This window comes from Hirschia sp. (genome assembly GCF_058892565.1).
This window is the reverse complement of record NZ_JBZXVU010000033.1, coordinates 83,091-96,003: the sequence shown is the minus strand read 5'-3', so window position 1 is coordinate 96,003 and position 12,913 is coordinate 83,091. Positions and strand designations below refer to the sequence as shown.

At 45.2% G+C, this 12,913-nt stretch carries 10 protein-coding genes; 4 read left to right on the top strand and 6 right to left on the bottom strand.

The features are described from left to right. Window positions 1-36 precede the first annotated feature (36 nt). Window positions 37-873: an enoyl-CoA hydratase-related protein gene (locus AC5EF3_RS13140; RefSeq protein WP_493548365.1), complete on the bottom strand. Its 837-nt coding sequence runs from the start codon at window positions 871-873 to the stop codon at window positions 37-39. Between the two features lie 282 nt (window positions 874-1,155). Between AC5EF3_RS13140 and AC5EF3_RS13135 the strand changes: the two genes are divergently transcribed. The 3 genes from AC5EF3_RS13135 (at window position 1,156) to tkt (ending at window position 5,095) form a co-directional block, all read left to right on the top strand. Next, window positions 1,156-1,842 (top strand): nitroreductase, encoded by a 687-nt coding sequence (locus AC5EF3_RS13135; protein WP_015828653.1) that lies wholly within the window; start codon window positions 1,156-1,158, stop codon window positions 1,840-1,842. Then, window positions 1,839-2,930: a DUF2855 family protein gene (locus AC5EF3_RS13130; protein ID WP_493548364.1), complete on the top strand. Its 1,092-nt coding sequence runs from the start codon at window positions 1,839-1,841 to the stop codon at window positions 2,928-2,930. The genes AC5EF3_RS13135 and AC5EF3_RS13130 overlap by 4 nt, the downstream gene beginning before the upstream one ends. Before the next feature lie 182 nt (window positions 2,931-3,112). Then, window positions 3,113-5,095, top strand: coding sequence for a transketolase (gene tkt, locus AC5EF3_RS13125; RefSeq protein WP_493548363.1), 1,983 nt, complete (start codon window positions 3,113-3,115; stop codon window positions 5,093-5,095). 68 nt (window positions 5,096-5,163) lie between these two features. Here tkt and pelA read toward each other — a convergent pair whose 3' ends face one another. From pelA to xylB, 4 genes are all read right to left on the bottom strand, one after another. Then, window positions 5,164-6,360, bottom strand: a complete 1,197-nt coding sequence (pelA, locus tag AC5EF3_RS13120) for a pectate lyase (RefSeq protein ID WP_493548362.1) — start codon at window positions 6,358-6,360, stop codon at window positions 5,164-5,166. A 124-nt stretch (window positions 6,361-6,484) separates the two neighbouring features. Further along, window positions 6,485-7,135, bottom strand: a complete 651-nt coding sequence (gene fsa / locus AC5EF3_RS13115; protein WP_015828649.1) for a fructose-6-phosphate aldolase — start codon at window positions 7,133-7,135, stop codon at window positions 6,485-6,487. A 14-nt stretch (window positions 7,136-7,149) separates the two neighbouring features. Beyond that, the gene (gene xylA / locus AC5EF3_RS13110) at window positions 7,150-8,466 is read right to left on the bottom strand and encodes a xylose isomerase (protein ID WP_015828648.1); all 1,317 of its coding nucleotides are present in this window, start codon (window positions 8,464-8,466) and stop codon (window positions 7,150-7,152) included. Window positions 8,467-8,468: 2 nt separating this feature from the next. Beyond that, window positions 8,469-9,923 (bottom strand): xylulokinase, encoded by a 1,455-nt coding sequence (gene xylB / locus AC5EF3_RS13105; protein ID WP_493548361.1) that lies wholly within the window; start codon window positions 9,921-9,923, stop codon window positions 8,469-8,471. Window positions 9,924-10,266: 343 nt separating this feature from the next. Here xylB and AC5EF3_RS13100 point away from each other — a divergent pair, with 343 nt between their 5' ends. Next, window positions 10,267-11,325, top strand: coding sequence for a LacI family DNA-binding transcriptional regulator (locus tag AC5EF3_RS13100; protein WP_493548360.1), 1,059 nt, complete (start codon window positions 10,267-10,269; stop codon window positions 11,323-11,325). A 49-nt stretch (window positions 11,326-11,374) separates the two neighbouring features. Here AC5EF3_RS13100 and AC5EF3_RS13095 read toward each other — a convergent pair whose 3' ends face one another. Continuing rightward, the gene (locus tag AC5EF3_RS13095; RefSeq protein ID WP_493548359.1) at window positions 11,375-12,589 is read right to left on the bottom strand and encodes an NAD(P)/FAD-dependent oxidoreductase; all 1,215 of its coding nucleotides are present in this window, start codon (window positions 12,587-12,589) and stop codon (window positions 11,375-11,377) included. Window positions 12,590-12,913 lie beyond the last annotated feature (324 nt).

Sequence of the window (12,913 nt, the reverse complement as noted above, 5' to 3'; positions counted from 1 at the left end):
GCCGGCTGGGATTGTGTGTAGGTAATTTTAAATCGATTATTTAGAGGGTTTCAGAAAGCTCGTATTTATGGGTGCTGGATCTTCGAAATTTGGGTCGGTTTTGGTCATACGCGCCTGTACAGCCTGCATTATGTCAGACGGTTTCCAATATCCTGCCTGCGCCACAGTTGCCCATTCTAGGGCGTCCTCAGTCGAGTGATCACGAGCATAAGTGATGGAACGTTTACTTCCCGCAATGGCAATAGGTGCTTTTTTAGAGATGATATCTGCCATCTCCATTGCACGATTTAATGTTGCGTCTTTGTCGGCGCACACATCATTGATGAGGCCTACATCCTTGGAATCTTTAGCGTTTAAAGTTGAACCAAGATAAGCTAGTTCTCTCACAACACGTTCAGGAATGAGTTTTGGTAGACGTTGCAGACTGCCTACATCGGCCATCATACCAATGTTGATTTCTTCAATACGAAAATAAGCATCTTCACTTGCGACAACCAAATCACAAGCTGCAATAAAATCCAAACCAGCGCCGATACAGGCTCCTTGGACAGCAGCAATAACAGGAAAACGCGCTTTCTCTACCGAGGAAAGCGTGTCTTGAAGGTAGCGCACCATGTGTGAGAAGGCTTCACGTTCTTCTGGGGTGTCTGTTTTAGCTATGCCAGAAGAAAAAGCACTTAACTCCATACCTGCGCAAAAATTCTTTCCCTCAGCAGAGACAACAAGAACACGGGTTTCACCAGCCTCATTTAATTTGCGGATAGTGTCTCCAAAAGAGCTCCAGAATTCTTGTCCCATGGCGTTGGAGACCTCAGGGCGCGTAAAAGTGATATGAGAAATACCATTTTGTGTGGTTAGTGAATACGCCGGCATGTTGAGCCTCCCTTTATTGTTTTTCAAAGTTATGCGCCTTGTTTTGTGCAATCTCAAGATGACCTAAGGGCCGGTTTTGTTGCTTTAGGGGGTATAAAATAGATGTTTGTGTCCATGCCGTTGCGGAAATTTAGAGAGAGTGAAACCACAAATTAGCGAACCGTCGTTTTGTTTATAGAAAAAACGAAAATCTAGTTCATTAGGGCTTGCGGCTAACCCTGCGAGAGCAGGTTAGACTAAGGACTTTAAAAACTGAAAAATACGCATCTAGGGAGTAGCATTGTGGAATTTGATGAACTGATACGTTCGCGGCGTAGTATCCGTGGTTTCAAGAATATGCCTGTTCCAAAGGATGTGATTATCGATATTATGGAAGTGGCCAGATATGCGCCGTCTTCAATGAATACTCAGCCTTGGAATGTTTATGCCATTTCTGGTGATATACTGGATAAAATTCGAGAGGGTAATTCCTCTCAAATGCTGGCTGGTGTTCCGCCTAAAAGAGATTTTCCTATCAAAGAAGCATATGAAGGGGATCACCGTCAGCGTCAGATTGACGTTGCTATTCAGTTGTTTGAAGCAATGGGAATTGAACGACATGATAAAGAGAGACGTCAAGACTGGGTTATGCGGGGCTTTCGTCAATTTGATGCGCCCGTATCCCTAGCGCTGACATATGATAAATATCTCGAACCAGCCGCGATCAGCCAATTTGATTTAGGTGCATTTTCTCATGCAATTGTATTGGCGGCCTGGGAAAGAGGTATTGGTGCGGTTATCAACGGGCAGGGGATTATGCAGTCCGAAGTGGTCCATAAGCATGCTGGCATACCGGATAATCAGGCAATAATGACATGTATCGCCCTTGGGTATCCTGATTATGACTTCCCGGCCAATAGCGTTAAATCAACACGCGCGGACGTTGATACATTTTTGAACTTTGTTGGATTTGGGAGTGATTCAGAATGACCAAAATTACACAACTTCAAGTCAATCGAAGTGATTACCATGCCACACGCGTCGTGGAGCAAGACATCGCAGATTTGATGGCTGAAGAAATATTGGTTTCCATCAGAAAGTTTGCGCTTACATCGAATAATGTGAGCTATGCTGTATCTGGTGATATGATTGGATACTGGAATTATTACCCCGCTGAAGCACCATTTGGAAATGTACCTGTTTGGGGGATTGCAGAGGTCATTCAGTCTCGAAGTCCTGACATAAAAATTGGTGAACGTTTGTGGGGATTTTTCCCAATGGCGAGTGCCACCAAGTTGAAAGTTGGTTTTGTTGCGGATGATAATTTTATGGATGCAACCGAATATAGAAGCCAATTGCCAGCACTCTATAATCAATACAGGCGTACAACGAATGAACCTGAATTCCTTAGTAAATTAGAAGATGAAAGGTGTTTGTTATTTCCCCTTTTTATAACGTCTTACCTGATCTATGACTATCTGAAAGATAACGATTTTTTTGGCGCGAAACAGGTTATCATTGGTTCTGTATCTTCAAAAACAGGCTTTGGTGTTGCCAAGTTGATTCACGAAGACGCTGAAGCGCAAGTCGAAGTTGTCGGAATGACATCGCAACACAATGTTGGCTTTGTGGAGCAATTAGCATGTTGTGATCAAATTGTCGTTTACGGCAATGAAAATCAGATCAATCCAAATTTAAACACGGCATATGTGGATATGTCGGGAAATGGTCCTTTGACACAAACGCTTCATCATCATTTTAAGGAGCGGATGGTAGATAGTTGCCTAGTGGGTGCGACCCATTGGAAAGAAGATCGTAAACTGGACCCTGCTTTGCCCGGCGCGCGGCCAACATTTTTCTTTGCGCCGGCTCAAATAAGCAAGCGCAATAAAGAATGGGGTGTCGGTGTTGTGTTTGAAAAAGCTACAATAGCAGCTGCTCGAATGGCTCACGACATTAAAGATGACATTGCAATAGAGCGCATAGCTGGTCCTGAAAGCGCAGCTCAAATATGGAAAGATATGTTGGATAATAAAGTCGCGCCAAACAGAGGTGTTATGGTGTCTTTTAGTGATTAGAACACTGCCAATCAATGGCGTTGAAGTTTAGTCTTCAACGCTTTTCCCTGAAGCCAACTGAGAAGCGGAGATTCAGGAAAAGCTGCATTGCCTTTTAGTAGATATCAGAGTAGATACGCTGGAGTGATAACGCAATCATTCTATGCTTTTTGTCAACCGCACTACGAAACGAAGGTAAAAATATGTCCAGCCCCTCCGTGAATAATCGTGATATGGCGAATGCCATTCGAGCCCTTTCTACTGATGCGATAGAGCAAGCCGGCATAGGGCATCTGGGATTGCCGCTTGGCATGGCTGATGCAGCTACGGTGCTTTTTTCCCAGTTTTTGAAATTTGATGCATCCAAACCTGATTGGGCAGATCGTGACCGGTTCATTTTGTCCGCTGGGCATGGATCAATGCTTATATATTCTCTGCTTCATCTTACGGGCTACCCGTCTGTATCCATGGATGAAATTAGAAATTTTCGCCAATTAGGATCTAAGACACCAGGGCATCCAGAAAATTTCGTCACCGAAGGCGTGGAAACAACAACAGGGCCGTTGGGACAGGGTATTGCGACTGCAGTAGGGTTTGCTGTGGCCGAACGCAGTATGAATGCAAGATATGGTGATGATCTGGTGGATCACTATACCTATGTGATTGCGGGTGATGGTTGCCTGATGGAAGGTATTTCTCAGGAAGCGATTGCACTGGCGGGGCATTTGAAACTTGGCAAGTTGATCGTGTTGTTTGATGACAATGCTGTGACCATTGATGGTGGAACAGATGTGGCTGATTCAACAGATCAGTGTGCCCGTTTTGCAGCTTCTAAATGGCATGTTCAAGCAATTGACGGACATGATCCTGAGGCAGTGGCAGCGGCGCTAACGGCAGCAAAAGCAAACACTGATCAACCCAGCATGATTGCGTGTAAAACCACAATTGGTTTTGGTGCACCGACATTTGCTGGACAAGGTAAAGCGCATGGCGGCCCATACCCTGCCGATGAGACTGCGGCTCTGCGTGAAAATCTTGGTTTACCTAAAGAACGCTTCACTGTTGTGCCGGAGGTATTAGAAGCTTGGCGCGCTGTTGGCGTGAGAGCTTCAGATGAACGTGCGGGGTGGGAGGCATCGCTTGCTGCTTCGGGAAAGGCTGATGAATTTACCCGTGCGATGGATGGTCGTTTGCCTGCCGGTGTTGATGAGGCTGTAAACGCACACAAGAAAGCCGTGTCTGAGGCAAACAAGTCTGACGCGACACGTAAATGGTCTGGTGCAGCGTTGGAAGTTTTGACGGGTATAATACCAGAAATGATTGGTGGCTCAGCAGATCTGACAGGTTCAAACAATACACGCACATCACACACAAGCGCTCTGAATTCATCCGATTGGGCGGGGCGCTATATGCATTACGGTGTGCGTGAGCACGGTATGGCGGCTGCAATGAATGGTATGGCGCTTCACGGCGGTGTGCTTCCATACTCTGGAACATTCATGGCTTTTGCTGATTACTCTCGAGGCGCTATTCGGTTGGGCGCGTTGATGGAGGCATCGGTGGTTCATGTGATGACGCATGACTCAATCGGTCTTGGTGAGGATGGCCCGACACACCAACCAGTGGAGCATGTCGCGTCATTGCGGGCGATGCCAAACCTTTATGTTTTCCGTCCATGTGACGGTGTGGAAACGATGGAAGCATGGCAAGTTGCACTAGGTCTTAGACAATCTCCTTCAATTATGACGTTAACGCGTCAAGGTGTCGTGCCAGCGCGTATTGAGCACACGGATGAAAACCTAGTAGCGAAAGGTGGATACATACTACGTGAAGCCGAAGGTGAGGCGCAGATTGTGCTTATCGGAACAGGTTCTGAAGTTGGTTTGGCGCTTGAAGCACAAGAGTTGTTGAAAGCCAAAGGCGTCGCAGCGCGCGTTGTTTCAATGCCGTGTATGGATTTGTTCTTCGAGCAAAGTGAAGCCTATCAATCAGAAGTGTTGGGCGGAAGCCTGCCCAAAGTCGCCACTGAAGCCGGTGTGCGTTTTGGTTGGGATGCCATTATAGGAACCGAAGGCGGTTTCGTTGGAATGACTGGGTTTGGAGCATCCGCGCCGGCTGAAGATTTATACAAGCATTTTAATATCACGAGCGAAGCGGTCGTTGAAGAAGCATTAAAGCGCGTTTAGATCGATTAGATTATCTGTTTAAACAAAGTCAGCTCACTAAAATGAGCTGACTTTTTCATGTTGGCCGATCAGCAAGCTTCGTCATTAGTGCTTTGATTTAGAACTCTGCAACTCCAAGCTGGATATTCTTTCTCTAGAAGTTCAGCAGGCCACACGCCATACCAAGAATAGCCTGTGCGGCGTTCATGGTGAATGTCTTCGTATTTTGCGACCCGAACGCTATCCCTGTTTGCAAGAACTATTGTGTTATCTGATAGGTCATAAAAACGTGCCCACAGCGTACCTGCATTGTCGCCTTTAACGAGGACTCTATCAAAATTAGCCGTGTGGTATTTGTATTCTATTGGCGTTTCGAGCTGAATGGTTTCTATTTTCGTATCCGCAATAGCAGATTGTTGAAGCCATTCTATTCCGCCTTGAATGCTTTGTATGACATCTGTGTCTGGTTCTTTAATCGTCATTAAATACCTTAAGATATCAACGGTTTCCTGTGTTACCATCGCAGGTAATTCAAAGCTGCGCCCTTGCGCGGGTGCCAGCGTAACGGGATCATATTGGCCTGCCCAACCTAGACGTTTGCCGTTTTGCTTTATTTGAAGGCTAAGTAGGCAGCTGTCTCCGGCTTTTCTTGCTTCATGGGCACGTTGTTTCGTTGCATTATCTAAATTTTGAAAGGGCGGTTGAGCTTCTGAAATTTCTCGAAGAAGAAGCATCGGTCCAGAGAAGACTTCATCTGCAATTGTTATGTGGCCGTGATAGCTATTGCTCGATGGGTTGGAATGAGGCCATCCCCCGCATGATGCGATTTGTTGAGAGAGAAGATAGTCTAGCCCTTTTAATGCTGCTTCTTTATAGCGCTCATCGTTCACTTGTTCATAGGCTGACATTAAATATCGGATTTGAGTGTAAATGTTCCGGTTGTCAAAACTAGCAAAAGGATCTGATTTTTCAGCTAAATATTGGTTTGTTGACTCTGCATCAAGAATACGGAGCGGATCTTGGTTCTGTTTCCAGCCGCCATGATCGCGTTGCATAATCAACATGTTGTCCGCGATTAGAGTGATTTCTTTAGGGTCGTGTCTTGGATAATCTGAACCGCGCTTGCTTTGCCAATGATTTATAGCATCTTCAAATTCCAATATGGAGATTGGGGTGGTTTCTGTATTTTCTTGAGCGCATTGGTTCAGAAACAGACAAGCAGTTGCCGTAATTAATAGAGGGGCAAATTTCTTAGGAAGTTGCTTGATGTGATGTGAAATTCGCATATGAAATATCGCCCCTAAATTATTACATTAATGTAATAAATTCATATGCGGATTTATTTTAATTGCAACAAAAAAGGCCTGACACGTAATGCATCAGGCCTTTCAAAGTGTGTCTAAATTAGATTTAAACTTTGATACCAGCCTCTGCAGCATCTTTCACAAACTGATCCAAACCAGCTTGTGTAAGAGGGTGTTTTACGAGTGCTTTGATAACGCCTGCTGGCGCAGTACCAACATCTGCACCTACAAGAGCACATTCTTTAACATGCATTGGGCCGCGAATAGATGCAGCTAGGATTTCTGTATCGAAACCATAATTGTCATATATTGCGCGGATCTCTTGAATGAGTTCCATGCCGTCAACGTGAATGTCATCTAGGCGGCCAATAAATGGTGAAATGTAAGTTGCACCAGCTTTAGCAGCTAGAAGAGCTTGGTTTGCTGAGAAACAAAGTGTGACGTTTGTTTTGATACCTTCTTTTGAGAAAGTCTGACATGCAGCCAGGCCATCCAAAGTTAAAGGGAGTTTCACAACGATATTGTCGGCGATCTGAGCAAGTTTACGGCCTTCCGCTAGCATGCCCTCTGTATCCAAAGCAATAACCTCAGCAGATACTGGGCCATCAGTTACAGAACAGATTTCTGTGATCACTTCAACAAAGTCACGACCGGATTTCTTGATCAATGAAGGGTTTGTCGTCACACCATCAATAAGACCATAGGATTCAAGTTCCCGGATTTCGTCAACGTTTGCTGTATCTACGAAAAATTTCATGAGAATGTTCCGATTTATTTGATGCTTAGGTTGATCAGGTTTTCAAGATATTCCTGACGACCTGAATTGTGCTTACCGTTAATGCCTTCTGTCTTAACGTGATCAGCGATATCAGCAAGGGAAGTTTCTTTAGAAAGGATCATTTTTCCAAGATCACCTTCCCAACCTTTATAGCGGTTGGCTTTGAAGGCTTCAATTTCGCCTTTTTCAATAATGTCGGCTGCGGCTAATAGTGCGCGTGCCAGACAGTCTGCTCCACCAATGTGACCGTGGAAAAGATCAACAGCATCGGAGCTTTGGCGACGCACTTTAGCATCAAAGTTGAAACCACCTGTATCGAGGCCACCAGAAGGCAATAATTCGATGAGAGCCAATGTGATGTCTTTGATGTCGACGTTAAATTGGTCTGTGTCCCATCCGTTCTGGTAGTTACCTGAGTTGATGTCGATTGACCCCATTACACCAAGTGACACTGCGGTTGCTATTTCGTGTGCAAATGAGTGACCAGCGAGTGTGGCGTGGTTTGGTTCGATGTTAACGTGAACTTCTTTTTCAAGACCATAACGTTGTAGGAAACCGAACACTGTCGCAGTGTCGAAATCATATTGGTGATAAGTTGGTTCGTGTGGTTTTGGTTCGATCAGGATTTTACCTTTGAAACCAATTTTGTGCTTGTATTCAACGACTTTATTTAGCAGTGCACCAAAATTATCAAGCTCTGTGCTCAAGCGTGTGTTGAGAAGTGTGTCATAGCCTTCGCGACCACCCCAAAGAACATAGTTTTCACCACCAAGTTTGAAAGTCGCATCCATACATTCGCGGACTTGGCGAATAGCTGTTGCAGTGACTTCCGGGTCTGGGTTTGTTAGTCCACCGCCCATATAGCGGCGGTGAGAGAATAGGTTGGCTGTTCCCCAAAGAAGTTTAACGCCAGTTTCATCTTGCTTTTGCTGAAGACGGTCAACTGCCCGGGCCAATTCGTTTGAAAGCTCGTCTGGTGTTTCGAGGTGGCCAGCAACATCTACATCGTGGAAACAATAATATGGAAGGCCAAGCTTGGCGAAGAATTCAAAGGCAACATCCATTTTGATGTCAGTTGCTTCTTGAACTGAAGATGCGTTGTGCCAAGAGCGTTCGAAAGTGCCCTGACCAAATGGGTCAGCACCATCCCAGCAGAATGAGTGCCAGTAACACACTGCCATACGCAAGTGCTCGGCCATTGTTTTACCAAGGACGACTTGATCTTTGTTGTAGTAACGGAACGCAAATGGGTTGTTTGTTTCCGTACCTTCGTATTTTACGGCGTCTACGCCTTCAAAATATGTTGTCATGATTAGTTTCCTTCAAATTCGGAAATGAGGTTCTTGTAGAGTGATTGGAATTTTTCAAATTTAGCGTTGAGGATAGCAACGTCTTGATCGCGTGGGTTGACGATATCTACAACATGAGGTGCGCTGAACATGTCGTTTATATCACCGCCTTCAACACCGTAACGGGCTAGACGAGCTGCCCCCAAAGCTGGACCGGTCGCAGCACCGTCGCGATAGACCAAAGGTCTGCCTATTGCGGCGGAAAGAATGCGGCCCCAATATAAAGAGAGTGAGCCGCCGCCAATAACGGATATCGAATTAACTTCGGCTTTGGATTCTTGAAGCGCTTTGAAGCCTTCTGCCATACCAAATGCGACACCTTCCAAAACTGATTGCGCAAGCGTGGCGGCATCTGTGTCGTGACCGATGCCAAAGAGAACACCTTTTGCATTGGGATTATTGTGCGGCGTGCGTTCACCCGACAAATAGGGGAGGAAATGCTCACTTGTGCCTAGTTTATTGCGCTCTTCAGCTTTTGATACAAAGTTTCCAACATCACTATTGCCAGTTAGTTTTGCAGCCCAATCAAGGCAGCTTGCTGCGCTTAGCATGACTGACATTAAATGCCAGCGATCTGGAAGTGCATGACAAAAAGCGTGAACGGCGCGTTCAGGGTAGGGGCGGAACTCATTCGTGGCAAGGAAGATGACCCCAGAGGTGCCTAAGGAGAGTAGCGCCTCTCCATCGTTTACAACGCCAACTCCGGCAGCACCAGCAGCATTGTCGCCACCACCGGCGATAACGGGAACACGCTCCATGCCCCATGCTTCAGCAAGTTCTTGGCGTAATTTACCTGTGACTTCATGGCCTTCATACAGGCGAGGCATATTGTTGGTCGACAAGCCACAAGGACCAAGCAGGTCTTCTGACCAGCGGCGTGCAGCAATGTCCACCCATAGTGTTCCGGCCGCATCAGAAAGATCTGTAGCTTTCTCGCCGGTCATACGCAGGCGGACATAATCTTTGGGTAGAAGTACAGTTTTAATTTTAGCGAATGTTTCTGGTTCATTGCGTTGAAGCCAGAGAAGTTTTGGGGCTGTGAAGCCCGGCATAACTAGATTTCCACCGATTGTATGAAAGTCTGGTTGCTCTTGTGTAAGGATGTCACATTCTTCTTGGCAGCGTCCGTCATTCCACAAAATGGCAGGGCGAAGTACTTTGTCATCTGCATCAAGAACAGTGGCACCATGCATCTGGCCAGATAGACCAATTGCTTTGATTTTGTGGCGAATATCCACATCTAATTTGGCGACTGCCATATTGGTAGATGTCCACCAGTCGGCAGGGTTTTGTTCAGACCATAATGGTTTGGGACGGGAAATGGGAAGATCAACAGAAGCTTGGGCAATCGGAGTGCCTGTCTCGTCAATCACGACGGTTTTTACACTTGATGTACCAATGTCTATGCCAAGAAACATTATATCAATTCACTCCACTATTTCATGTCCCGTTAAGCGGGCTCTTCCTGATTTTTCTTCTTAAATTCGAGGTGAAATCCACATGTGGGAATGGACGGGCTTCGGTTGAATAAAAGAAAATTGCAAGGAAGTGATAGCGTTATCATTCAAAAACAGCAAGTCAATTTTTATACATGTGATGAAGTTTGTGAAAGTCCTTCGTTATCATGATCGGTTCCGGGCCGAAATCTGTACAAAAGCTGATGCAAACAGCTCACGTATTTTGAAAATTAAAAAAATTGACATGCACAATGTGGCTCTTCACTGTGGGGTGTAATTTGTATTGAATGTGAGAAATGCCGACATGAAAACTGCCAAGCGGAATAATAATTCCCCAGTTACTCTCATTGATGTTGCAAAACATGCAGGCGTTTCTCCGATGACGGTTTCACGTGTTCTCAATAACTTTCCCAAAGTGAGAGTATCTACAAAAGAGAAGGTATTGGCGGCTGTTTCCGAGCTAAAATATTCGCCAAATCAAGCGGCTAGGAATTTGGTAAGTGGGCGAGCACGACGCATATGTTTGTTGTATGCAAACCCGTCTTCTGCCTATTTGGAAAAACTAATGTTGGGCGCGCTCGAAACTCTTGGGAATTATGGGTATCAACTTATCGTCAAAAATGTCTCTCAAGATATAACAGCTGAACAATTGAAAGAGATCCTTACCAATGCTTGGGATGGAGTGATTATTCCGCCGCCTATAAGTGATATGGTGGGCATTCGAAAAATGTTGACTGAAGCTGAGATGCCTGCAGTTTTTTTAGGAAGTATGGCTGGAACGCGCGAAGCTTTTGAAATCGGAATAAATGATTTTCAAGCATCGATAGAAATGACTAAGTATCTAATTTCTTTGGGGCATACGCGAATAGGATTTGTTCGCGGGCACCCAAGTCATAGTACGAGTTCCGCGCGCGAAGATGGCTATAAAAAAGTGCTGCAAGATGCTGGCATAGATATTCAGGATGAATTGCTGGCACAGGGATATTTTACCTATAAATCTGGGCTAGAAGCAGGATTAAAATTGCTGAAAGTCCAAATGCCACCAACTGCGATCTTCGCATCAAATGATGATATGGCTGCTGGGGTATTGGGAGCAGCGGCTTCGCTTGGTGTGAAAGTGCCGAATGATCTCTCGGTAGTAGGGTTTGATGACTCGCCTATCGCAACGACCATTTGGCCAAACCTTACAACAGTCGGCCAGCCTTTGGTGGAAATGGCTGGCAAAGCAGTAGAAATATTACACAATGTATTAGAGGCAGAGCAGGAGAATTCTCCGCCTAAAAAACTTGTTTTCTTACAGCACTCACTGATTGAGCGAGACTCAACTTCTGTTGTTCAAAATGATATGAAACAGAGTGATTGAGATGCGCTAGAGAAGCCGCAAGAGAATTGCTAAGGAAAGAAAAATTCTTTTAAAACAATGATCTTAAATTGAATTCGCTGTCTTCAGCTTGCTCAGGCGATATTGGTGTGTCTGTTGCCAATAGCTTTTTACCAATCATAAATGATGGGGCATCATTGAGGGCGTCGAGTGCTAAAAGCTTATTTTCTTTGAAATACCAAACAGAGAATGATTTGTTTTGTGGTTTCCCACGTATAATCAGCGTGTCAAAACCTTGCATCAAACCAACAGTTTGCAATTTGACGTCATATTGATCAGACCAGAACCAAGGCAAAGGATTGTGTATGCTGTCTCCACCAAGCATGTTTGTAGCGACGACTTTTGCTTGCTCTATGGCATTGGGCACAGATTCCAAGCGCATGCGTTTTTCATAACGCGGATAGGGGAAGTTGGCGCAATCACCTGCTGCCCAGATATTTGGGTCTGATGTTTGGGCGTATTTATCGACAATAATCCCGTTATCTATTTCTAAACCAGCGTCTTGGGCGAGCTTGGTTTCAGGAACCGCGCCTATTCCGACAAGAACTGAACCACATGCCAGTTCAGTTCCGTTGTTTAGCTTTATACTATTGATTTTATTGTCTTTAATTATAAAATTTTCAACCATTGTATCTAGCATTAACTCAACTCCAGCACTTCTGTGGAGGTCCTGATAGAAGTTAGAAACAGGCTCACTTGCGACCCGTGCTAAAACGCGGTCGGCGAGTTCTAAGACAGTAACATCGCGGCCGGCGGTGCGGGCGACGGCGGCCACTTCAAGGCCGATATAGCCTGCGCCGATAACGACAATGCGCTCTTGAGAAGATAATGTTGGTGCAAGGCGGCGAGAGTCTTCAAGCGTTCGAAGATAATGAACATTTGAAAGATGGGCGTGATCAAAGGGGAGTTTACGCGGCGGCGCACCTGTCGCGAGCAAAAGCTTTGTGTAGGATAGAAAATTGCCATTTTCTAATTCAACAGTTTTTGCGTCTTTGTTTATTTGAGTAGCTTTGACGCCCGATATCACAGTAACGTTTTGTTTTTGATAGAAATCTTCTGGACGGAAATAAAGGCGCTCTTCGTCCATTTCGCCTTTAAGGAATGCCTTGGATAGGGGGGGGCGTTGATAAGGTAGCTGCTTTTCCGCGCTAACGAGTGTGATTTCGCCTTCAAAACCTGATTGACGAAGTGAAATGATAGCTTGAGCGCCGGCTTGTCCGCCACCAATAATAATAATTTTTTCCATCGAAAACGCTCTCTAATTCACTATCATTTACGCTATTTTTGTTCTTGGCTTCTCTATCATGAAAAGCGGTAGAAATGCCAATACTTGGGGTGAAATGTTCAAAAAAAGTGCTGACATTCTGTGCGTTTGCTAACGCGTGAATACCAAGTTTCTGTCGCAGTAGTGACGTTTTTATGTTGGCGTCATGTGATGCTGGTGTTGATCTGGCGGGTACAAGGGAAATCCTGTGTAAAAGGGATGTGTTTTCTCATTAGTCTTTGGTAGAGCTATGGCACCAATGCGTTAAAGCGTCCTGATCCATGTTTGGTTTTCCAAATCAAATAA

Coding starts and splice junctions, on each gene's coding strand:
- pelA (WP_493548362.1), bottom strand. CDS start 6,360: ATGCGAATTTCACATCACATCAAGCAACTTCCTAAGAAATTTGCCCCT.
- AC5EF3_RS13100 (WP_493548360.1), top strand. CDS start 10,267: ATGAAAACTGCCAAGCGGAATAATAATTCCCCAGTTACTCTCATTGAT.
- tkt (WP_493548363.1), top strand. CDS start 3,113: ATGTCCAGCCCCTCCGTGAATAATCGTGATATGGCGAATGCCATTCGA.
- AC5EF3_RS13140 (WP_493548365.1), bottom strand. CDS start 873: ATGCCGGCGTATTCACTAACCACACAAAATGGTATTTCTCATATCACT.
- AC5EF3_RS13130 (WP_493548364.1), top strand. CDS start 1,839: ATGACCAAAATTACACAACTTCAAGTCAATCGAAGTGATTACCATGCC.
- fsa (WP_015828649.1), bottom strand. CDS start 7,135: ATGAAATTTTTCGTAGATACAGCAAACGTTGACGAAATCCGGGAACTT.
- xylB (WP_493548361.1), bottom strand. CDS start 9,923: ATGTTTCTTGGCATAGACATTGGTACATCAAGTGTAAAAACCGTCGTG.
- xylA (WP_015828648.1), bottom strand. CDS start 8,466: ATGACAACATATTTTGAAGGCGTAGACGCCGTAAAATACGAAGGTACG.
- AC5EF3_RS13095 (WP_493548359.1), bottom strand. CDS start 12,589: ATGGAAAAAATTATTATTATTGGTGGCGGACAAGCCGGCGCTCAAGCT.